Source organism: Streptomyces sp. NRRL S-37 (assembly GCF_000721605.1).
GTDB lineage: Bacteria > Actinomycetota > Actinomycetes > Streptomycetales > Streptomycetaceae > Streptomyces.
The window spans coordinates 371,049-391,938 of sequence record NZ_JOIZ01000006.1 but is presented as its reverse complement, the minus strand read 5'-3'; the positions used below and the strand labels follow the sequence as shown (position 1 = coordinate 391,938).

Sequence of the window (20,890 nt, the reverse complement as noted above, 5' to 3'; positions counted from 1 at the left end):
GTCCCTTCCTTACGTCACTTGGCGGCGGACGGGGCGTCCTCGCCGAGCAGCTTGCCGTCGCTCGTCTCGAACTGCTTCTTGAAGGCCGCCACGGCGTCGCCGATCGCCTGGATCGTGTCGTCGGACATCTTGGCGCCCTCCTTGATGGAGGTCATCAGGCCCTGCTCGTTGCGGTGCAGGTACTCCAGCAGCTCCTTCTCGAAGCGGCGGATGTCGGCGACCGGCACCTCGTCCATCTTGCCGGTGGTGCCGGCCCAGACGGAGACGACCTGGTCCTCGGTGGCCATCGGCTCGTACTGGTTCTGCTTCAGCAGCTCGACCATGCGCTGACCGCGCTCCAGCTGCGCCTTCGACGCGGCGTCCAGGTCGGAACCGAAGGCGGCGAACGCCTCCAGCTCACGGAACTGGGCGAGGTCCACGCGCAGACGGCCGGAGACCTGGCGCATCGCCTTGTGCTGCGCGGAACCACCGACTCGGGAGACGGAGATACCGACGTTCAGCGCGGGGCGCTGACCGGCGTTGAACAGGTCCGACTCCAGGAAGCACTGGCCGTCGGTGATGGAGATGACGTTGGTCGGGATGAACGCCGACACGTCGTTGGCCTTGGTCTCGACGATCGGCAGACCGGTCATCGAGCCCGCGCCCATGTCGTCGGAGAGCTTGGCGCAGCGCTCCAGCAGACGGGAGTGCAGGTAGAAGACGTCACCCGGGTAGGCCTCGCGGCCCGGCGGGCGGCGCAGCAGCAGGGAGACGGCGCGGTAGGCGTCGGCCTGCTTCGACAGGTCGTCGAAGATGATCAGGACATGCTTGCCCTCGTACATCCACTGCTGGCCGATGGCCGAGCCGGTGTACGGCGCCAGGTACTTGAAGCCGGCCGGGTCGGACGCCGGGGCGGCGACGATGGTCGTGTACTCCAGCGCGCCGTTCTCCTCCAGCGCGCGGCGGACCGACGCGATGGTGGAGCCCTTCTGGCCGATGGCGACGTAGATGCAGCGGACCTGCTTCTTCGGGTCGCCGGTGCGCCAGTTGTCACGCTGGTTGATGATCGTGTCGACGGCCAGGGCGGTCTTGCCGGTCTGGCGGTCGCCGATGATCAGCTGGCGCTGACCACGGCCGATCGGGGTCATGGCGTCGACGGCCTTGTAGCCCGTCTCCATCGGCTCGTGCACCGACTTGCGCTGCATGACCGTGGGGGCCTGCAGTTCGAGGGCGCGGCGGCCCTCGGTCTCGATCTCGCCGAGGCCGTCGATCGGGTTGCCGAGCGGGTCGACCACGCGGCCGAGGTAGCCCTCGCCGACGGCGACGGACAGCACCTCGCCGGTGCGGGTGACCGGCTGGCCCTCCTCGATACCGCTGAACTCACCGAGGACGATGGCACCGATCTCGCGCTCCTCGAGGTTGAGGGCGAGGCCGAGGGTGCCGTCCTCGAACTTCAGCAGCTCGTTGGCCATGGCCGAGGGAAGGCCCTCGACCTTGGCGATGCCGTCGCCGGCAAGGGTGACCGTACCGACCTCCTCGCGCGAGGCCGCGTCCGGCTTGTACGACTGGACGAAGTTCTCCAGCGCGTCCCGGATCTCCTCCGGCCGGATCGTGAGCTCCGCCATCTGAGTTCCCTGCTCTCCTTGTTGGGCCCGAAGTTTCACTTGGGGGGTATGGGGACTCCCCCCGATACGAGGTGAATCCTCTGCACGGCCCAACCAGGGCCGTAATTGCGTACTGCTATGAAGTAATGCGCTGCTCAGCCGGCCAGCCGACGGCCGGCGTCCTCGAGCCGGTCCGCGATGGAGCCGTTGATGACCTCGTCGCCGACCTGCACCCGGATCCCGCCGACGACCGCGGGGTCGACGTCGAGGTTGAGGTGCATACGGCGGCCGTAGAGCTTCGCGAGGGCGTCGCCCAGGCGCTGCTTCTGCCGGTCGCTCAGCGGCACCGCGGAGGTGACGACGGCCACCGTACGGTCCCGGCGCTCGGCGGCGAGCTTGGACAGGGACTCGAGTCCCGACTCCAGGCTACGTCCCCGCGGCGCGGTCACCAGACGCGTGACCAGACGCTCGGTGGCCGTGGCCGCCCTGCCGCCGAGCAGGCTGCGCAGCAGCGTGCCCTTGGCGGAGGCGGTGGCGCTCCGGTTGGTCAGCGCGGCGCGCAGCTCGGTGCTGGAGGAGACGATCCGGCCGAACCGGAACAGCTCGTCCTCGACGTCGTCGAGCGCGCCGGCCTTCTGGGCGGCGGTGAGGTCGGCCACGGAGGCCAGTTCCTCCAGTGCGTCCACCAGGTCGCGCGACTGCGACCAGCGGGAACGCACCATGCCGGTCACCAGGTCGGCGGCCGGGCCGCTGACCTGCGAGCCGAGCAGGCGCCGGGCCAGGTCGGCCTTGGCCTCACCGGCCTGCGCCGGGTCGGTGAGGACCCGACGCAGCGACACCTCGCGGTCGAGCAGCGCGGTGACGGCGGCCAGCTCGTCGGCGAGCGAGCCGGCGTCCACGGACGTGGAGTCCGTCAGCGCGTCGAGACGCTCGCGTGCGGCTGCCAGGGCCTCGCGGCTCGCTCCGTTCATCGCGCGGCCTCGGCCTTCTGGTCGAGCTCGTCGAGGAAGCGGTCGATCACGCGGCTCTGCCGGGCGTGGTCCTCGAGGGACTCGCCGACGAGCTTGCCGGCCAGGGTGGTGGCGAGCGTGCCGACGTCCTGGCGCAGCGCGGACGCGGCGGCCTTGCGGTCGGCCTCGATCTGCGCGTGGCCGGCGGCGATGATCTCCTCGCGCTGACGCTGGCCCTCGGCCCGCATCTCGGCGATGAGCGTCGCACCCTGCTCCTGCGCCTCCTGGCGCAGACGCGCGGCCTCGTGCCGGGCTTCGGCGAGCTGAGCCTTGTACTGCTCAAGGACGCTCTGGGCCTCGGTCTGAGCGGCCTCGGCCTTCTCGATACCGCCCTCGATGGCCTCGCGGCGCTCTTCCAGGACCTTGTTGATGGTCGGGAGGAGCTTCTTGGCGAGGAAACCGAAGACGATGACGAAAGCGATGAGGCCGATGACAACTTCCGGCCACGGCGGAATGAGGGGATTCTCCTTCTCACCCTCAGCCGCCAGGAAAACCAGGGCGGAGTTCACATCAGTGCCTTTCGTCGAAAGGGTCGGTCGTCAGTGCTCGTCTTAGTAGACGAACGGCATGACGAGACCGATCAGGGCGAGCGCCTCACAGAAGGCGAAGCCCAGGATCTGGTTGGCGCGGATCAGGCCGGCGGCCTCGGGCTGGCGGGCGAGGGCCTGGGTGCCGTTACCGAAGATGATGCCGACGCCGACGCCAGGGCCGATCGCGGCGAGGCCGTAACCGATGGAACCGAGGTTGCCGTCGACAGCAGCGAGCATCTGGGACATGGCCAGTTCTTCCTTCTCTTTACGGACCGGTGGGGGTTGGCCACCGGACGACTACGGGGGTGGGAACCTGGGTCGCTCAGTGGTGCTCGGCGAGCGCGCCCTGGATGTACGTGCAGGTCAGCAGGACGAAGACGTATGCCTGCACGGCCTGGATGAAGAGCTCGAAGAGCGTCATGACGATGACCATGGTGAACGACACGGCGGAGAAGGCGATGCCGATGCCGTTGAGCATGTACCAGCTGGCGATCGTGAAGAGCAGCAGCAGGGTGTGGCCCGCGAACATGTTCGCGAAGAGTCGCACGGCGTGCGTGAACGGGCGGACCAGGAGGTTCGAGAAGAACTCGATGGTCATCGACAGCGGGAGCACCGCGCCGAGCGACTTGTCGTAGCCGGTGACGTTCTTGAAGAAGCCGACGAAGCCGTGCCGCTTGAAGGTGAGCGAGACCCAGGTGATGTAGACGATCAGGGCCAGCACCAGCGGGTAGGCGATGATCGACGTCACCGGGAAGGCGGCGACGGGGATGATCGACCAGAGGTTCATCATCCAGACGAAGAAGAAGAGGGAGACGGCGAGCGGGACGTACTTCTCGCCCTCGCGCTTGCCGAGCGTCTGGTACACGATGCCGGTGCGGACGAAGTCGTAGCCGGCCTCGGCGACCATCTGGAGCTTGCCCGGGACGAGCTTGGGCTTGGCGAACGCGGCCCAGAAGAAGCCCACCACGATGATGGAACCGAGCAGCGCGAGCAGCATCGGCTTGTTGAAGTACAGGCCGTTGCCGTCTGCGTCGCCCCAGAGCGGCTCGAAGAGGAACGAGTGCAGGCCCGGAGCCGGGAAGCCACAACCGTCGAACAGGTGGCAGTCGGTCTCGAAGGCGAGCACCTGCGTCGGGTCAGCACTCACCGCGGGCTCCTTCATCGTGGCGCATAGGTACGGCAACCTCGTTGTGTCGGCGCGGCGCACGGCCGCGGTTCGGCACGGGACTGGTGGTTCGGATGTGGGGGCGGCTGGGGGGCATCTCGCCTCGCCATTGAGCAGGCGTCAGCTCGGTTGCCCGCGCCCGCGATGCCGCAGTTGGCACCGGACGATAGCAGGAGTTCCGGGGCCTCTTTATCCCGGGCCTACCCCTCACGAGGAGTGCCCCGGGTTTCCGGGCTTTCCGGCCGTCGTCGACTCGGGTTCGACGTAGAGGATCTTGGACTTCATGTGCGCGCGCGTCTGTGCGGCGATCCACACGAGGGTGGTGCCGACCAGCGTGAGAGCGAAAGCCTTGGGGTGGAACAGGGTGGTGTCCCGGAACAGGGCGACGAAGACGAACAGCAGCAGGATCTGCGCCGCGTACAGCATCAGCCCCATGGCCTGGAACAGGTGCGGGAGCGTTTTGGCGGTGCGCTGCAGTACGTAGAGGCCGATCCCCATGAAGAGGATCACCACCACGGTCGCGACGAGCGCCCCGATCGCGCCCTTGCCACCGGCGACCACCGCGCTGACGACGGCGGCGACAGCGCCGGCGGCAGCCGTGGGCACGGCGGCCTGGGCCAGGATCCGGACGTCAGGGGACGGCATGGCGGCAACTCCGCTTTTCGCAGGGGGCAGGGTGTCGTCATGGACGAGCGTAGACCCCCGGGCCGAGGGTGAATTCCTCACGCCGGTGAACCGTCGCACTGCGGTTCCTTGGCTGTATCCGGGGTTCTCGTGAACGGTATCACAAACTATTTGATGCAGTCTTTACCTGTTCGGTGTGCTCGCCGTCACACATGAGAGTGAATCTGCGCGTCTGAGCGAGAACGTGGCCCGTTTGTCTGGTATTGGGGCGGTTTGCACACCCAACGAGGACCCAATGAAGCCCCACGACTTGGCAATGCTCTAGTCGGATTCTTACCTTGACCGTGACCGGTCGGCCAGGCGTGCGCGGGGGCCGACGGCGGTCGCGCCGTTGACGCCGGAGACACCCGCGGCGACCGGGGTGCGGTGGTCGTCGTCGGCGGACCCGGGGTCCGCCGGGACCGACGCGTCCGGGGCGGCGGCCAGGGCGGCCCGCCGGCGGCGCCGGTAGCGCGGCGGGACGAAGGCCTCCGCCCAGCGCGGGGCGCGCGGCGTGAAGCGGGGCAGCAGAAGCAGGACGAGGCCGAGCGCGGAGAGGATGACGACGCCCAGCACGATCCACATCGACGCCGAGTTCACCGAGTAGGTCAGCGCGCCGAAGCCGATCAGCGCCGACCAGAAGTACATGATCAGCACCGCCCGGCTGTGCGAGTGGCCGATCTCCAGCAGCCGGTGGTGCAGATGCCCCCGGTCCGCCGCGAACGGCGACTGGCCGCGCCAGGTGCGCCGCACGATCGCCAGGATCAGGTCGGCGGCCGGGATCGCGATGATCGTCAGCGGCATCACCAGCGGGATGTAGACCGGCACCATCTGGTGCACCGTGCTGCGCTCGGACCCGCCGAACAGACTGTCCGGGTCCACCTGTCCCGTGATGGAGATCGCGCCCGCCGCCAGGACCAGACCGATCAGCATCGAGCCCGAGTCGCCCATGAAGATCCGCGCGGGATGCATGTTGTGCGGCAGGAAGCCCAGGCACATGCCCATCAGGATGGCCGCGAACAGCGTCGCGGGGGCGGCGGCCTCGATGCCGTACGAGTACCAGATGCGGTAGGCGTACATGAAGAACGCGGCCGCCGCGATGCACACCATGCCGGCGGCGAGGCCGTCGAGGCCGTCCACGAAGTTGACCGCGTTGATGGTGATGACGACCAGCGCCACCGTGAGCAGGGTGCCCTGCCACTGGGTCAGCGCGACCGTGCCGACGCCCGGGACGGGCAGCCACAGGATCGTCAGACCCTGCATGACCATCACGCCCGCGGCGATCATCTGACCGCCCAGCTTGATCAGCGCGTCGATCTCGAACTTGTCGTCCAGCACACCGATCAGCCAGATCAGCGCCGCCCCGGAGAGCAGCGCCCGCGGCTCGTTGGACCTCTCGAAGAGCTGGCCCAGGTTGGTGAGGTGGCCGGCGGTCAGCAGACCTGCGCACAGTCCGAAGAACATGGCGATACCGCCGAGCCGCGGAGTGGGTTCCCGGTGCACGTCACGTGCCCGGATCTCCGGCATCGCCCCCGCCACGATCGCGAACTTCCGTACCGGCCCTGTCAGCAGGTACGTCACCGCGGCCGTGATGCAGAGCGTCAGCAGGTATTCACGCACGGGCTTCCCCACAGGTCTCGCTGGCCATCACAGCCCCACACCCTAGCGAGGCACGCATATGAGTGGGGACTTCCGGGTACTGACGATGGTTGCACGCGTGCCGGTGCGTCCGTGCCGCCTCCCCCGGAACCGGCCCGCTCAGCGGGGGTACGGCGGGAACGCCGCGGCCAGTTCCCGTACGTCCTCCCGGGCCCGCGCGGGCTCGGTGCCGCCCCGCAGGACGCTCGCCAGCAGCCCCGCGACGAACACCATCTCCCTCGCCCCCATGCCCTGGGTGGTCACCGCCGCCGTGCCCAGGCGCAGCCCGCGGTCGTCGTCGTGCGGAAGCGCACAGCAGTCCAGGACGAGCCCGGCCGCCGCGAGCCGGCCGCGCGCGGTGCGCCCGTCGACGCCGAGCGGCGCCGGGTCGGCGACGACCAGGTGGGTGTCGGTGCCGCCGGTGGTGACCGCCAGCCCCTCGGCGGCCAGCGCGGCGGCCAGTGCCCGCGCGTTGGCGACCACCTGGTGCGCGTACGCGGCGAACGCCGGGGTCGCCGCCTCCCCGAACGCGACGGCCTTGGCCGCGACGGCGTTCATCTGGGCGCCGCCCTGGCTGAAGGGGAAGACCGCGCGGTCGACGCGCTCGGCCAGCTCGCCGCCGCACAGGATCATCCCGCCGCGCGGCCCCCGCAGCACCTTGTGCGTCGTCGCGCACACGATGTCCGCGTACGGCACCGGGCTGGGCGCCGCTCCCCCGGCGACGAGACCCAGGGGGTGCGCGGCGTCGGCGATCAGATACGCGCCCACTTCGTCGGCGACCTCGCGGAAGAACGCGTAGTCGATGTGGCGGGGGTAGGCGATGGAGCCGCAGACGATCGCCTTGGGGCGGCGCGTGTGCGCGAGGGCGCGGACCTGGTCGTGGTCGATGAGCCCGCTCTCCGCGTCCACGCCGTAGCCGACGAAGTCGAACCAGCGGCCGGAGAAGTTGACGGGCGAGCCGTGGGTGAGGTGACCGCCGTGGGGCAGGCCGAGGGCGAGGACCGTGTCGCCCGGGCGCAACAGGACGGCGTACGCGGCGAGCACGGCGGACGAACCGGAGTGCGCCTGCACGTTGGCGTGCTCGGCGCCGAACAGCGCCTTCGCCCGCTCCACGGCGAGGCGCTCGGCGACGTCGACGACCTCGCAGCCGCCGTGGTACCGGTTGCCGGGGTACCCCTCGGCGTACTTGTTGGCCAGCGGCGAGCCGAGGGCGGCCAGCACGGCCGGCGACATGAAGTTCTCGGCGGCGATCAGCTGAAGCGAACTCGACTGCCGCTCGCGTTCCGCGAGCAGCACATCGGCGAGCTCGGGATCCTGCCGCCGCACCACATCGCCCTCAAGGGCATGCCCGACCGTCATACCGCCCAATGTAGGCCGAACCCCCCCGAAACCGCGCTCTGCCCCGCTGTGGGCAGTCGTTCCGCAGGGCGATGGGGGTGCCTCCCATGCCTTTCGGGCAATGGGGGAGGGTGGGCACAGCGGAACAACGCCGGAGGCCTGCGAACCCACCCCGACGGCCGGACACCTATGTCCGGGCCGGCACCCCGGTCAGCGCCGTCACCACAGGATCCAGCGCCTCGAATATCTCGTCCCCGATCGACCGGAAGAACGTCAGCGGCGCCCCGTACGGGTCGTACACCTCATCCGCCTCGGCCGTAGGCGCCAGCAGCCACCCGCGTAGAGCCGCCGCAGCCCGCACCAGCGCCCGCGCCCGCATGACCAGCCCCTCGTCCAGCGGAGGCAACGTCGCCGGATCGATCGCGTTGACCAGCCGCGTGAACTCCTTCAGCGTGAACGTCCGCAGCCCCGCCGAATGCCCCATGGAGATGACCTGCGCCCGGTGATCCCGCGTAGCGGTCAGCACCAGGTCCGCCCGGATCACGTGCTCGTCCAGCAGCTCACGCCCCACGAACCCCGACGCGTCCGCCCCGAACTCCGCCAGCACGGTCTCCGCGTGGGCCTCCATCGGCGCGCCCTCGTGCCCCCAGGTGCCCGCGCTCTCCACGATCAGCCCGCCGCCCAGGATCCCCAGCCGCTGGCTCACGAAATGCCGGGTCAGCCGCTCGGTGAGGGGCGAGCGGCACACGTTTCCGGTACTGACGTGGAGGATGCGGAAGGTGTCGCGCGGGAAACCGAAGGTCGTCGTGATCTCCGCGCTGGATTCCCCGTTGCCTATGCCACGCCCCGACTCGGGGGCCGTCAATTCGCCACCTCGAGGTCGGGTACCACCTTGCGCAGCTCCTCCGGCGAGATCGCGCCCTCGCGCAGCAGCACGGGCACGGGCCGGGTGACGTCGACGATGGAGGAGGGCACGTTCCCCGGGGTGGGTCCGCCGTCCAGGTACACGGAGACGGAGTCGCCGAGCATCTCCTGCGCGGCGTCGCAGTTCTCCGGCGCCGGGTGGCCGGTCAGGTTCGCCGAGGACACGGCCATGGGCCCGACCTCGGTGAGCAGCTCGATGGCGACCGGGTGCAGCGGCATCCGCACGGCGACCGTGCCCCGGGTGTCCCCCAGGTCCCACTGGAGCGACGGCTGGTGCCGGGCGACCAGCGTCAGCGCGCCCGGCCAGAACGCGTCGACCAGTTCCCAGGCCAGCTCGGAGAAGTCGGTGACCAGGCCGTGCAGGGTGTTCGGGGAGCCGATGAGGACGGGCGTGGGCATGTTGCGGCCCCGGCCCTTGGCCTCCAGCAGATCGGCGACGGCCTCCGAGGTGAACGCGTCGGCGCCGATCCCGTACACGGTGTCCGTCGGCAGCACCACGAGCTCGCCCCGGCGGACGGCGGAGGCGGCCTCGCGCAGACCGGTCGTGCGGTCGGTCGCGTCGTTGGTGTCGTATCGGCGAGCCATCTAGCGGGCCTCCTCGTACGGGTGCTGCTGGGGGAATGAAGTATGCGGGGTGCTCACGGCAGCGCCTTGCGGGCGGTGGCGAACCGGGGGCGGTTGTTCAGGTCGGGGTGGTCGGCCGCGTCGGCCCACCCGCGCTCCTCGGCGAAGATCCACGGGACCTGTCCGCCCTGGGTGTCGGCGTGCTCGACGACGACCACCCCGCCGGGGCGCAGCAGCCGGTGCGCGGTGCGCTCCAGGCCGCGGATCAGGTCGAGGCCGTCCTCACCGGAGAACAGCGCGAGGTCGGGGTCGTAGTCGCGGGCCTCCGGGGCGACGTACTCCCACTCGGTGAGCGGGATGTACGGAGGGTTGGAGACGACCAGGTCGACCTGGCCGTCGAGGTCCCGGAAGGCCGTCAGGGCGTTTCCCTGGCGCAGCTCGACCCGCGACCCCTCCATGTTCTTGCGGGTCCACTGGAGGGCGTCCTCGGACAGCTCCACGGCGTACACGCGCGAGCGCGGCACCTCCTGCGCGAGCGCCAGCGCGATGGCGCCCGAGCCGGTGCACAGGTCGACGATGCAGGGCTCGACGACGTCCATCGCGCGGACGGCGTCTATCGCCCAGCCGACCACCGACTCGGTCTCGGGCCGCGGCACGAACACCCCGGGGCCGACCTGGAGCTCCAGGTAGCGGAAGTACGCCCGCCCGGTGATGTGCTGGAGCGGCTCGCGGGCCTCGCGGCGGGCGATGACCTCCCAGTACCGGGCGTCGAAGTCGGAGTCCTTCACGGTGTGCAGCTCGCCGCGCTTGACGCCGTGCACGAACGCGGCGAGCTCCTCCGCGTCGGTGCGCGGCGAGGGCACGCCGGCGTCGGCGAGCCGCTGGGTGGCCTGGGCCACCTCGGCGAGCAGCAGGTTCACGACGGTCCTCCGGGCTGTCTACGGGGTTTACGCGGCGGCGAGCTTGGCGGCGGAGTCCGCGTCGACACAGGCCTGGATCACCGCGGCGAGCTCCCCGTCCAGGACCTGGTCGAGGTTGTACGCCTTGAAGCCGACGCGGTGGTCGGAGATGCGGTTCTCCGGGAAGTTGTACGTGCGGATCTTCTCGGAGCGGTCGACGGTGCGGACCTGGCTGCGGCGGGCGTCGGCCGCCTCCCGCTCCGCCTCCTCCTGCGCCGCCGCGAGCAGCCTGGAGCGCAGGATACGCATCGCCTGCTCCTTGTTCTGGAGCTGGCTCTTCTCGTTCTGGCAGGAGGCGACGACCCCGGTCGGCAGGTGCGTGATGCGCACGGCGGAGTCGGTGGTGTTGACGGACTGCCCGCCGGGTCCGGAGGACCGGTAGACGTCGATGCGCAGGTCGTTCGGGTTGATCTCGACGTCGACCTCCTCCGCCTCGGGGGTCACCAGGACACCGGCGGCGGAGGTGTGGATGCGGCCCTGCGACTCGGTGGCCGGCACGCGCTGCACGCGGTGCACGCCGCCCTCGTACTTCAGCCGGGCCCACACGCCCTGGCCGGGCTCGGTCTGCCCGCGGGCCTTCACGGCCACCTGGACGTCCTTGTAACCGCCCAGCTCGGACTCGGTGGCGTCGATGATCTCGGTCTTCCAGCCGACGCGCTCGGCGTACCGCAGGTACATGCGCAGCAGGTCGCCGGCGAACAGGGCGGACTCGTCGCCGCCGGCGCCCGCCTTGATCTCGAGGATGACGTCCTTGTCGTCGTTGGGGTCACGCGGGACCAGGAGGAGGCGGAGCTTCTCGGTGAGCTCCTCGCGCTGCTTCTCCAGGTCCTTGACCTCGGCGGCGAAGTCGGGGTCGTCGGCGGCCAGTTCGCGCGCGGTCTCGATGTCGTCGCCCGTCTGCTTCCAGGAGCGGTACGTGGCGACGATCGGGGTGAGCTCGGCGTAGCGCTTGTTCAGCTTGCGCGCGTTGGCCTGGTCGGCGTGGACCGACGGGTCGGCGAGCTTCTTCTCCAGGTCGGCGTGCTCGGCGACGAGTTCCTCGACGGCCTCGAACATCTTGGGCTCCTGCGATTACGTGGGGGAAGGGGCGGGCGACCAAAAACGCCGGTCCCGGCCTGCCCCCGGACGGGGGCACGGCCGTGGACCGGCGGTATGGGGCTCGCTACTTCTTGGAGCCGGCGGCCTTGCCGAAGCGGGCCTCGAAGCGGGCCACACGGCCACCGGTGTCGAGGATCTTCTGCTTGCCCGTGTAGAACGGGTGGCACTCGGAGCAGACCTCGGCGCGGATGGTGCCGCTCTCGATGGTGCTGCGGGTGGTGAACGACGCGCCGCAGGTGCAGCTGACCTGCGTCTCGACGTACTCGGGGTGGATGTCGCGCTTCAAGGTGTCTCCTAGGTTCGGGAGGGCACCGGGTCGCATCCGCGGGGTGCGGGAGCGTGAACCGGGGCCGGTTTACCAGTCTGCCAGGACTGGCGCCATCACCCAAAACCGGGGGTTCGCGTTGTGTATTCCCTGCGGGCCGGTGGGGGCTTGTCGCGCCCACGCGGCGGAGCCGCACATCGATACAGCCCCGCGCCCCTTAAGGGGCGCTCACGACGCCCCTCGCTTCATCCCTGACCGTGTTCTCGGTGGCGCTCTTGGGGATCGGCTTGTCGTTCCTCAAGGCGTTCCAGACCTGCTGGGCCTCGGCTTTCTTGATCAGGACCCGGTTGGCGTTCGCCGGGTCGTAGGTCACCGGCAGGGTGATCATGTGCAGGCCGGCGGGGGTGATGTTCTTCAGGCCGGAGGCGAAGGACATCAGGGCGTTGACCGAGCCGAGGGCGGAGTCGGTGGTGACGGCCTTGGTGGCGGTGTCGGCGAGGTCGTAGAGCTTCTTGGGGCCGGTGAGGACGCCGACCTGCCCGGCCTGCCGTACCAGGGCCTTGAGGAAGGCCTGCTGGAGCCGGATGCGGCCGAGGTCGGAGCCGTCGCCGACGCCGTGCCGGGTGCGGACCAGGCCGAGGGCCTGTGCGCCGTCGAGCCGGTGGGTGCCGGCCTTCAGGTGGAGGTGGCTGTCCGGGTCCTCGATGTTCTCGCCGGTGGTGACCTCGACGCCGCCGAGTGCGTCGACGAGCTTCTGGAAGCCGGTGAAGTCGATCTCCAGGTAGTGGTCCATGCGCAGGCCGGTGACCGACTCGACGGTCTTCACCGCGCAGGCCGCCCCGCCCGTGGTGTAGGCGGAGTTGAACATCACGGCGTGCGCGGCGGGGTGGGTGGCGCCGTCGGTGCCGGTGCACTCGGGGCGGTCGACGAGGGTGTCGCGCGGGACGGAGACCACGCTCGCCCTCGTGCGGCCCTCGTGGACGTGGACGATCATCACGGTGTCGGAGCGGGCGCTCGTGCCGTCGGGGCCGCCGCCGAGCTCCTCGTTGCCGCCGGAGCGGGTGTCGGAGCCGAGGACGAGAATGTTCTCGGAGCCGTTGCCGGCCTCCTCGGGCCGGTCGTCGCCGAGGATCCGGTCGATGTCGAGGCTCTCGATGTTGCCGTCGAGCTTGAGGTACACGTATCCGGCGCCGGCGCCGCCGAGGGCGACGATGCCGGCGGCGGCCCAGGCCGCGGCCCTCAGGCCCCGGTGGCCCTTGCTCCGGCGCCCCTCGTCCCGGTGGCCCGGTGTGCTCTCGGCGGGCATGTGCTCCTCGGCTCGTCCTCGGTCGGTCACCCCCGCACCCGGTGCCGGCCCCGGGCCGTCACCGCCGTACGGCCTCCATCGTCCCGCCGTCGGGGCGGACAGGAAAACGCAGGAGCAGATGACACGCGGAAGGGCCGCCCCCCTCGCGGGAGCGGCCCTTCCGGCGGACAGCGTGACGTCAGTCGCCGTTGCCCGGCGTCGTCTTCTGGATCTGCATCAGGAACTCGGCGTTCGACTTGGTCTGCTTCATCTTGTCGAGGAGCAGCTCGATCGCCTGCTGCTGGTCGAGCGCGTGCAGCACCCGGCGCAGCTTCCAGACGACGGCCAGTTCCTCGTTGCCGAGCAGGATCTCCTCCTTGCGGGTACCGGACGCGTCGACGTCCACCGCGGGGAAGATGCGCTTGTCGGCGAGCTTCCGGTCGAGCTTGAGCTCCATGTTGCCGGTGCCCTTGAACTCCTCGAAGATCACCTCGTCCATGCGGGACCCGGTGTCCACCAGGGCGGTGGCGAGGATGGTCAGCGAGCCGCCGTCCTCGATGTTGCGGGCCGCACCGAAGAAGCGCTTCGGCGGGTACAGGGCGGTCGAGTCGACACCACCGGACAGGATGCGGCCGGAGGCCGGGGCGGCGAGGTTGTACGCACGGCCCAGACGGGTGATCGAGTCGAGCAGTACGACGACGTCGTGGCCCAGCTCCACCAGGCGCTTGGCGCGCTCGATGGCGAGCTCGGCGACCGTGGTGTGGTCCTCGGCCGGGCGGTCGAAGGTCGAGGAGATGACCTCGCCCTTCACCGACCGCTGCATGTCGGTGACCTCTTCCGGACGCTCGTCGACGAGGACGACCATCAGGTGGCACTCGGGGTTGTTGTGGGTGATCGCGTTGGCGATCGCCTGCATGATCATGGTCTTGCCGGTCTTCGGCGGGGCCACGATCAGACCGCGCTGGCCCTTGCCGATCGGCGACACGAGGTCGATGATCCGCGTGGTGAGCACGCCCGGGTCCGTCTCCAGGCGGAGGCGGTCCTGCGGGTAGAGCGGGGTGAGCTTGTTGAACTCCGGGCGGCCGCGGCCGTGTTCGGGCGCCATGCCGTTGACGGAGTCCAGGCGGACCAGCGCGTTGAACTTCTCGCGGCGCTCGCCCTCCTTGGGCTGGCGCACGGCGCCGGTGACGTGGTCGCCCTTGCGCAGGCCGTTCTTGCGGACCTGGGCGAGGGAGACGTACACGTCGTTCGGGCCGGGCAGGTAGCCGGAGGTCCGGATGAACGCGTAGTTGTCGAGGATGTCCAGGATGCCCGCGACCGGGATCAGGACGTCGTCCTCGGCGAGCTGCGGCTCGGAGGCCATGTCGTCGCGGCCGCGACGGCCACGGCGGTCGCGGTAGCGTCCGCGACGGCCACGACGGCCGCCCTCGAAGTCGTCGTCGTCGTGCTGCTGGCGGTCCTGCCGGCCGCCGCCCTGCTGGTTCTGCTGACGGCCCTGGCCCTGCTGGTCGTCGCCCTTGCCGCGACGGTCCCCGCGGTCGCCCCGCTCACCGCGGTCTCCGCGGTCGCCGCGCTCACCGCGGTCACGGTCGCGGCCGCGCTCACGGCGGTCGCGGCGGCGGCCCTCGCCGCCGTCGTGGTCGCCCTTGGCGTCGCCCTGCTGCTGCGACTGCTGCTGGGCCGGGGTCTCGGCCTTGGGCTCGGCCTTCGCCTCGGCGGTGACCGTCTCGGTCGCGGCGGCGGCCGGGGCGCCCGCCTCGGCGGTGGCGCGACGGCGGCGGCGCTCGACGGGAGCGGCCTCCTCGGCCTGCTCGGAGGCCTTCGGGGAGGGCTGGCCCGGGATCTCGATCTGCTGCTGGGCCGCGGCCTTCTCGGCGGGGGCCTGCTCGGCCTGGGCGTCGGCCTTCTTCTCGGCGGCCTCACCCGTACGGGTCCGGGAGGTGGCGCGGCGCTTGGGCTTGGTCTCGGCGGCGGACTCGGCCTTGGCCGGGGCGGCGCCTCCGGCGGCCTGCGCCTCCTTGATGACCTCGATCAGCTGGCTCTTGCGCATCCGCGCGGTGCCCCTGATTCCGAGGCCTGATGCGACCTGCTGCAGCTCGGCCAGCACCATGCCCTCGAGGCCGGTACCGCGGCGCCGCCGGGAGCCGGCACCGGTGGCAGGCGCGGAAGCGTCCGTGGCGGGCGCGGCAGCGGTCTCCTCGACACGTGCGCCCATCAGATCGGTGGTGTCGCTCACGAAGGGTCCTTCCCTGGAGCGGACGTCGGCCTGTCTGGCTCGGCGACCGGTTGTGCTGTCCGGCATCGGTCCTTGCTGTGTGAACCGTGCCGGGGCGGTTGTCCGCCTGAGCGGCGGAAGAGATATCTGGTGATGGCGCTTCCCCGAGCCGTGGCACCCAGTGTCACGTGGCGTGGTCGCACCGGTTCCGAAGCCCGCCCCGCGGGCCGTTCAGCGTTCGCGTACGACGTACTGCCCGCGTACGTAGCAGAGAACACAGTGCGGCTTGGGGGGCTCCCGGAAGAATGTCTGTCCCGGACGGGGACACGAGGCACCTCGCCATGGTGGGGTCGGGTGCAGACTTGAGGTTAACACTACCGGATCCAACAAACATTCCCCCTCTCCAAATCCGGCAACCGTGTGTCAGGTGGCGAGCGGAAGCACGCTCGCGCCCCGCACGTCGAGGCCGAGCCGGTTGGCGGCCCAGTCGTCGCCGGCCAGCGCTTCGACCTTGTCGGCCGTTTCCGCGTCCGCCAGCGCCATGACCGTGGGTCCGGCGCCGGAGATCACCGCGGGGATCCCGTCCCCCCGCAGCCGCTCCACCAGGGCGGCGCTCTCGGGCATGGCCGGGGCGCGGTACTCCTGGTGCAGTCGGTCCTCGGTGGCGGGCAGCAGCAGCTCGGGGCGCCGGGTGAGGGCCTCGACGAGCAGGGCGGCACGGCCCGCGTTGGTGGCGGCGTCGACGTGCGGCACGGTGCGCGGGAGCAGTCCGCGCGCGGTCTCGGTGAGAACCGGCTTCCCGGGCACGAAAACCACCGGAACGATGGAATCGGCGGGCTCCATCCTGATCGCGCGGGCCGCGCCGCGCTCCATCCAGGAGAGGGTGAAACCGCCCAGCAGGCAGGCCGCGACGTTGTCGGGGTGGCCCTCGATCTCGGTGGCGAGTTCGAGGAGCGCGGTGTCGTCGAGCCTGGCCTCGGCGCCTATGGTCACGGCGCGGGCGGCGACGATGCCGGCGCAGATGGCGGCGGAGGAGGAGCCCAGGCCCCGGCCGTGCGGGATGCGGTTGGCGCAGACGATCTCCAGGCCGCGGGGCTGTCCGCCGAGCAGGTCGAAGGCGGTGCGCAGGGAGCGTACGAGCAGGTGGCGCTCGTCGCGCGGGAGGGTCTCGCCGCCCTCACCGGCGATGTCGATGTGCAGTCCGGAGTCGGCCACCCGGACGACCACGTCGTCGTAGAGACCCAGCGCGAGGCCGAGGGCGTCGAAGCCCGGGCCGAGGTTGGCGCTGGTGGCGGGGACGCGCACCCGGACGGCGGCGGCGCGGAACGCGGGACCGGCCATCGCTCGAAGACTCTCCTTGAGCTGCGTGACTGTCGAATGACATTCGATGAACGTTCGAGGGCATTCGATGGACATTCGAGGGTGTACGAAACCCCCTGGGGTCAACCCCTGGGGGCCGACTCCCGGGATCGCCGCCGACCGGGGTGGCCGGCCGCTCTCCGGTCGCTCCGGGCCGCTTTCCGGACCACGGAGACGCCGCGATACCGCGGCATATGCGGCGGGCGGGTTCGGTACAGCCTATCGAAGGAAGGTTCAGTGGCGACATAGGGCGCACAGGAGGCGCACGATGCGTGTCGCAAGCCCCCCGTGCACCCCCTCTAGGGAAATTCCCCAGGTGGACGCGCTCTTACGCCCGTTTTGCGGACGACGTCGCGTATGGTCCCGCGGCTACTGGACGAGGCCGAGCCGCTGGGCGGCGGTCGCGGCGTCCACGGGGACGGTGACCGGCTGCGGGGCGCCGGCGACGGCCCAGTCCGGGTCCTTCAGACCGTTGCCGGTGACGGTGCACACGATCCTCTGCCCCGGGTCGACCTTGCCCTGCTCGGCGGCCTTCAGCAGACCGGCGACCGACGCGGCGGACGCGGGCTCGACGAAGACGCCCTCCTGCGAGGCCAACAGCCGGTAGGCGCGCAGGATCTCACGGTCCGTCACCTCGTCGATGGCGCCGCCCGACTCGTCCCGCGCGGCGAGCGCGAAGTCCCAGGAGGCGGGGTTGCCGATGCGGATGGCGGTGGCGATGGTCGACGGGTCCTTGACGACCTCGCCGCGCACGATCGGCGCGCTGCCGGAGGCCTGGAAGCCCCACATGCGCGGCGTCCGCGTGCTGACACCGTCGGCGGCGTACTCCTTGTACCCCTTCCAGTACGCGGTGATGTTGCCCGCGTTGCCCACCGGCAGGACGTGGATGTCGGGGGCGTCGCCCAGCATGTCCACGATCTCGAAGGCGGCCGTCTTCTGGCCTTCTATCCGTACCGGATTGACCGAATTGACCAGCGCCACCGGGTAGTTGTCGCTCAGCGCGCGGGCCAGCGTGAGGCAGTCGTCGAAGTTGCCGTCGACCTGGAGGATCTTCGCCCCGTGGACCAGCGCCTGCCCCATCTTGCCGAGCGCGATCTTGCCCTGCGGCACGAGGACGGCGGACACCATCCCGGCCCGCACCCCGTACGCGGCGGCGGAGGCGGAGGTGTTGCCGGTGGAGGCGCAGATGACGGCCTGGGCGCCCTCCTCCTTGGCCTTGGAGATGGCCATGGTCATGCCGCGGTCCTTGAAGGACCCGGTCGGGTTCGCGCCCTCGACCTTGAGGTGCACCTCGCAGCCCGTGCGCTCGGAGAGCACCTGCGCGGGCACGAGCGGCGTGCCGCCCTCGCGGAGCGTCACGACCGGCGTGGTGTCGGATACCGGCAGCCGGTCCCGGTACTCCTCGATGATTCCGCGCCACTGGTGGGTCATTGCTGGTTACTCTCCTTCAACCCGCATGATGCTGGCGACACCGCGCACGGTGTCGAGCTTGCGCAACGCCTCGACGGTCCCGCCGAGGGCCGCGTCGGACGCACGGTGGGTGACGACGACGAGGGAGGCCTCACCGTCCTTGCCCGACTGGCGAACCGTATCGATCGAGACGCCGTGTTCGGCGAACACGGTCGCGACCTGGGCGAGAACGCCCGGTTTGTCGGCCACGTCGAGACTGATGTGGTACCGCGTGACGACCTCGCCCATCGGCGAGACGGGCAGCGCGGCGTACGCGGACTCACCGGGTCCGGTCGTCCCGCCGATCCGGTTCCGCCCCACGGCGACGAGGTCACCGAGCACGGCGGAGGCGGTCGGCGCGCCACCGGCGCCGGGCCCGTAGAACATCAGTTGCCCGGAGGCGTCCGACTCGACGAACACGGCGTTGTACGCGCCGCGCACGGAGGCCAGCGGGTGGGTGAGCGGAATCATCGCCGGATGCACCCGCGCGGTGACCGACGCCCCGTCCTCGGCCCGCTCGCAGATGGCGAGCAGCTTGATGGTGCAGCCCATCTCCCGGGCGGAGGCGAAGTCGCCGGCGGTGACCTCGGTCATGCCCTCGCGGTGGACGTCGTCGAGCCGCACCCGCGTGTGGAAGGCGATCCCGGCGAGGATGGCGGCCTTGGCGGCGGCGTCGAACCCCTCGACGTCGGCGGTGGGGTCGGCCTCGGCGTACCCGAGCGCGGTGGCCTCGTCGAGCGCCTCCTGGTAGCCGGCGCCCGTGGAGTCCATCTTGTCGAGGATGAAGTTGGTGGTGCCGTTGACGATGCCGAGCACCCGGTTGACCTTGTCACCGGCGAGGGACTCGCGCAGCGGCCGGATCAGCGGGATGGCGCCGGCGACGGCGGCCTCGTAGTAGAGGTCCTTGCCGTGCTCCTCGGCGGCGGCGTGCAGCGCGGCGCCGTCCTGGGCGAGGAGGGCCTTGTTCGCGGAGACGACGGAGGCGCCGTGCTCGAAGGCGGTGGTGATGAGCGTGCGGGCGGGCTCGATGCCGCCGATGACCTCCACGACGATGTCGAGGTCGCCGCGTTTGACGAGCGCGGTGGCGTCGGTGGTGACCAGGGCGGGGTCGATCCCCTCGCGCACCTTGTCGGGCCGCCGTACGGCCACGCCCGCGAGCTCCACCGGGGCCCCGATCCGGGCGGCGAGGTCGTCGGCGTGCGTCGTCATGATGCGCGCCACCTCTGAGCCGACCACTCCACAGCCCAGCAGCGCCACCTTCAGCGGACGCGTACGCATCATCCGACCTCGTTTCCTGATTACCGTCTCGGTTGCACCAGTCTCACTCACCGGACGGAACTTTCTGCGTTATGTCCGGATCGTGAGACATCTATTTCATTTTCACGACCGGGGAGGCGGAAGATCTTCCGCCTCCCGGTCGGTGTTCCTGCCGTCGCCGCTCATCCGACGTCGAGCCGGAGGAGGTCCTCCTCCGTCTCCCGCCGCACGATCACGCGCGCCTCGCCGTCCTTGACGGCGACGACGGGCGGACGCAGCACATGGTTGTAGTTGCTGGCCATCGACCGGCAGTACGCCCCGGTCGCGGGGACGGCGATGAGGTCACCGGGTGCCAGGTCCCCCGGCAGGAAGGCGTCCTTCACCACGATGTCCCCGCTCTCGCAGTGCTTGCCGACGACCCGGCACAGCATCGGCTCGGCGTCGGAGACACGGGAGGCGAGGGCGACGCTGTACTCGGCGTCGTACAGCGCGGTCCGGATGTTGTCCGACATCCCGCCGTCCACGGAGACGTAGGTCCGCAGCCCGTCGAGCGGCTTGACGGTGCCGACCTCGTAGAGCGTGAAGGCGGTGGGCCCGACGATGGCCCGCCCCGGCTCGACGGAGATCCGGGGGGTCGTCAGCCGCGCGGCCTCGCACTCCCGGGTGACGATCTCGGTCAGCGCCTTGGCGATCTCGTGCGGCTCGCGCGGGTCGTCGTCACTGGTGTACGCGATCCCGAGCCCGCCCCCGAGGTCGATCTCGGGCAGCTCGACCCCGTGCTCGTCCCGGATGTCCTTGAGCAGCCCCACCACCCGGTGCGCGGCCACCTCGAACCCGGACATGTCGAAGATCTGCGACCCGATGTGGGAGTGGATCCCGATGAGCTCGAGCCCGTCGAGCTGCAGCGCCCGCCGCACGGCCTCCGCGGCCTGCCCGCCGGCCAGCGGGATGCCGAACTTCTGGTCCTCGTGGGCGGTGGCGATGAACTCGTGGGTGTGCGCCTCGACGCCCACGGTGATACGGATCTGCACCCGCTGCCGCGCGCCGAGCTCCCGCGCGATGTGCGCGACCCGGACGATCTCCTGGAACGAGTCGAGCACGATCCGCCCGACCCCGGCCTCGACGGCCCGCCGGATCTCACCGGTGGACTTGTTGTTGCCGTGGAAGGCGATGCGCTCGGCGGGCATCCCGGCGGAGAGCGCGGTGGCGAGTTCGCCCCCGGAGCAGACGTCGAGGTTCAGCCCTTCCTCGTCCAGCCACCGCACGACGGCCCGGGAGAGGAACGCCTTGCCGGCGTAGAACACGTCGGCGTCGCTGCCGAAGGCGGTGCGCCAGGCCCGCGCCCGGCTCCGGAAGTCGTCCTCGTCGAGGACGTAGGCGGGGGTGCCGTACTCCTCGGCGAGCCGCTTGACGTCGATCCCGCCGACGGTGAGCACACCGTCGGTGTCACGGGTGACGGTCTCGGCCCACACCTTGGAGTCGAGGGCGTTGAGGTCGGTGGGCGGTGCGGAGTAGTGCCCCTCGGGGAGGACGTCGGCGTGACGGGGCCCGGCGGGGTGGGCGGAACGGCTCATTGTTCGCGTGCTCT

The 20,890-nt window shown here is 70.6% G+C and carries 19 protein-coding genes; all 19 read right to left on the bottom strand.

Annotated elements, in window-relative coordinates:
• Positions 1-14 precede the first annotated feature (14 nt).
• Positions 15-1,604 carry a F0F1 ATP synthase subunit alpha gene (gene atpA / locus IH50_RS0112410; RefSeq protein WP_030860418.1) on the bottom strand — a complete coding sequence of 530 codons (1,590 nt, stop codon included), beginning with the start codon at positions 1,602-1,604 and terminating at the stop codon, positions 15-17.
• A gap of 134 nt (positions 1,605-1,738) precedes the next feature.
• Positions 1,739-2,554 carry a F0F1 ATP synthase subunit delta gene (locus IH50_RS0112405; protein ID WP_030860416.1) on the bottom strand — a complete coding sequence of 272 codons (816 nt, stop codon included), beginning with the start codon at positions 2,552-2,554 and terminating at the stop codon, positions 1,739-1,741.
• Positions 2,551-3,102, bottom strand: a complete 552-nt coding sequence (locus IH50_RS0112400; RefSeq protein ID WP_030223820.1) for a F0F1 ATP synthase subunit B — start codon at positions 3,100-3,102, stop codon at positions 2,551-2,553. The genes IH50_RS0112405 and IH50_RS0112400 overlap by 4 nt, the downstream gene beginning before the upstream one ends.
• Positions 3,103-3,144: 42 nt before the next feature.
• Complete coding sequence (gene atpE, locus IH50_RS0112395) at positions 3,145-3,369, bottom strand: ATP synthase F0 subunit C (RefSeq protein ID WP_030860414.1); 225 nt, start codon at positions 3,367-3,369, stop codon at positions 3,145-3,147.
• Positions 3,370-3,445: 76 nt separating this feature from the next.
• Complete coding sequence (gene atpB / locus IH50_RS0112390) at positions 3,446-4,285, bottom strand: F0F1 ATP synthase subunit A (RefSeq protein ID WP_030860412.1); 840 nt, start codon at positions 4,283-4,285, stop codon at positions 3,446-3,448.
• Positions 4,286-4,495: 210 nt separating this feature from the next.
• Positions 4,496-4,933, bottom strand: coding sequence for a hypothetical protein (locus tag IH50_RS0112385; protein ID WP_030860409.1), 438 nt, complete (start codon positions 4,931-4,933; stop codon positions 4,496-4,498).
• A 312-nt stretch (positions 4,934-5,245) separates the two neighbouring features.
• A complete protein-coding gene (locus IH50_RS0112380) occupies positions 5,246-6,571 on the bottom strand; it encodes an MraY family glycosyltransferase (RefSeq protein ID WP_030860402.1) in 1,326 nt (441 codons plus the stop codon).
• 138 nt (positions 6,572-6,709) lie between these two features.
• Complete coding sequence (gene glyA / locus IH50_RS0112375; protein ID WP_030860401.1) at positions 6,710-7,948, bottom strand: serine hydroxymethyltransferase; 1,239 nt, start codon at positions 7,946-7,948, stop codon at positions 6,710-6,712.
• Positions 7,949-8,114: 166 nt separating this feature from the next.
• On the bottom strand, positions 8,115-8,792 hold the full coding sequence (locus tag IH50_RS0112370) for a low molecular weight phosphatase family protein (RefSeq protein WP_030860400.1): 678 nt from the start codon (positions 8,790-8,792) through the stop codon (positions 8,115-8,117).
• Positions 8,789-9,436 carry an L-threonylcarbamoyladenylate synthase gene (locus tag IH50_RS0112365; protein WP_030860399.1) on the bottom strand — a complete coding sequence of 216 codons (648 nt, stop codon included), beginning with the start codon at positions 9,434-9,436 and terminating at the stop codon, positions 8,789-8,791. Before IH50_RS0112365 ends, IH50_RS0112370 begins: the two co-directional genes overlap by 4 nt.
• Positions 9,437-9,489: 53 nt before the next feature.
• Entirely contained in the window at positions 9,490-10,335 is an 846-nt protein-coding gene (prmC, locus tag IH50_RS0112360; protein ID WP_030860398.1) for a peptide chain release factor N(5)-glutamine methyltransferase, read from the bottom strand.
• 27 nt (positions 10,336-10,362) lie between these two features.
• Positions 10,363-11,430, bottom strand: coding sequence for a peptide chain release factor 1 (gene prfA, locus IH50_RS0112355; RefSeq protein WP_030860397.1), 1,068 nt, complete (start codon positions 11,428-11,430; stop codon positions 10,363-10,365).
• A 106-nt stretch (positions 11,431-11,536) separates the two neighbouring features.
• Positions 11,537-11,758: a 50S ribosomal protein L31 gene (rpmE, locus tag IH50_RS0112350; protein ID WP_015657814.1), complete on the bottom strand. Its 222-nt coding sequence runs from the start codon at positions 11,756-11,758 to the stop codon at positions 11,537-11,539.
• Between the two features lie 196 nt (positions 11,759-11,954).
• The gene (locus tag IH50_RS0112345) at positions 11,955-13,043 is read right to left on the bottom strand and encodes an LCP family protein (protein ID WP_030860396.1); all 1,089 of its coding nucleotides are present in this window, start codon (positions 13,041-13,043) and stop codon (positions 11,955-11,957) included.
• A 178-nt stretch (positions 13,044-13,221) separates the two neighbouring features.
• Entirely contained in the window at positions 13,222-15,258 is a 2,037-nt protein-coding gene (gene rho, locus IH50_RS0112340) for a transcription termination factor Rho (RefSeq protein ID WP_030860395.1), read from the bottom strand.
• Positions 15,259-15,660: 402 nt separating this feature from the next.
• A complete protein-coding gene (gene thrB, locus IH50_RS0112335) occupies positions 15,661-16,578 on the bottom strand; it encodes a homoserine kinase (RefSeq protein WP_030860393.1) in 918 nt (305 codons plus the stop codon).
• 387 nt (positions 16,579-16,965) lie between these two features.
• The gene (thrC, locus tag IH50_RS0112330) at positions 16,966-18,027 is read right to left on the bottom strand and encodes a threonine synthase (protein WP_030860392.1); all 1,062 of its coding nucleotides are present in this window, start codon (positions 18,025-18,027) and stop codon (positions 16,966-16,968) included.
• A 6-nt stretch (positions 18,028-18,033) separates the two neighbouring features.
• Complete coding sequence (locus IH50_RS0112325) at positions 18,034-19,326, bottom strand: homoserine dehydrogenase (RefSeq protein ID WP_030860390.1); 1,293 nt, start codon at positions 19,324-19,326, stop codon at positions 18,034-18,036.
• Between the two features lie 158 nt (positions 19,327-19,484).
• Positions 19,485-20,876 (bottom strand): diaminopimelate decarboxylase, encoded by a 1,392-nt coding sequence (gene lysA, locus IH50_RS0112320; RefSeq protein WP_030860388.1) that lies wholly within the window; start codon positions 20,874-20,876, stop codon positions 19,485-19,487.
• Positions 20,877-20,890: the final 14 nt, after the last annotated feature.

Coding starts and splice junctions, on each gene's coding strand:
- atpA (WP_030860418.1), bottom strand. CDS start 1,604: ATGGCGGAGCTCACGATCCGGCCGGAGGAGATCCGGGACGCGCTGGAG.
- IH50_RS0112405 (WP_030860416.1), bottom strand. CDS start 2,554: ATGAACGGAGCGAGCCGCGAGGCCCTGGCAGCCGCACGCGAGCGTCTC.
- atpE (WP_030860414.1), bottom strand. CDS start 3,369: ATGTCCCAGATGCTCGCTGCTGTCGACGGCAACCTCGGTTCCATCGGT.
- atpB (WP_030860412.1), bottom strand. CDS start 4,285: ATGAAGGAGCCCGCGGTGAGTGCTGACCCGACGCAGGTGCTCGCCTTC.
- IH50_RS0112385 (WP_030860409.1), bottom strand. CDS start 4,933: ATGCCGTCCCCTGACGTCCGGATCCTGGCCCAGGCCGCCGTGCCCACG.
- glyA (WP_030860401.1), bottom strand. CDS start 7,948: ATGACGGTCGGGCATGCCCTTGAGGGCGATGTGGTGCGGCGGCAGGAT.
- IH50_RS0112365 (WP_030860399.1), bottom strand. CDS start 9,436: ATGGCTCGCCGATACGACACCAACGACGCGACCGACCGCACGACCGGT.
- prfA (WP_030860397.1), bottom strand. CDS start 11,430: ATGTTCGAGGCCGTCGAGGAACTCGTCGCCGAGCACGCCGACCTGGAG.
- IH50_RS0112345 (WP_030860396.1), bottom strand. CDS start 13,043: ATGCCCGCCGAGAGCACACCGGGCCACCGGGACGAGGGGCGCCGGAGC.
- thrB (WP_030860393.1), bottom strand. CDS start 16,578: ATGGCCGGTCCCGCGTTCCGCGCCGCCGCCGTCCGGGTGCGCGTCCCC.
- thrC (WP_030860392.1), bottom strand. CDS start 18,027: ATGACCCACCAGTGGCGCGGAATCATCGAGGAGTACCGGGACCGGCTG.
- IH50_RS0112325 (WP_030860390.1), bottom strand. CDS start 19,326: ATGATGCGTACGCGTCCGCTGAAGGTGGCGCTGCTGGGCTGTGGAGTG.
- lysA (WP_030860388.1), bottom strand. CDS start 20,876: ATGAGCCGTTCCGCCCACCCCGCCGGGCCCCGTCACGCCGACGTCCTC.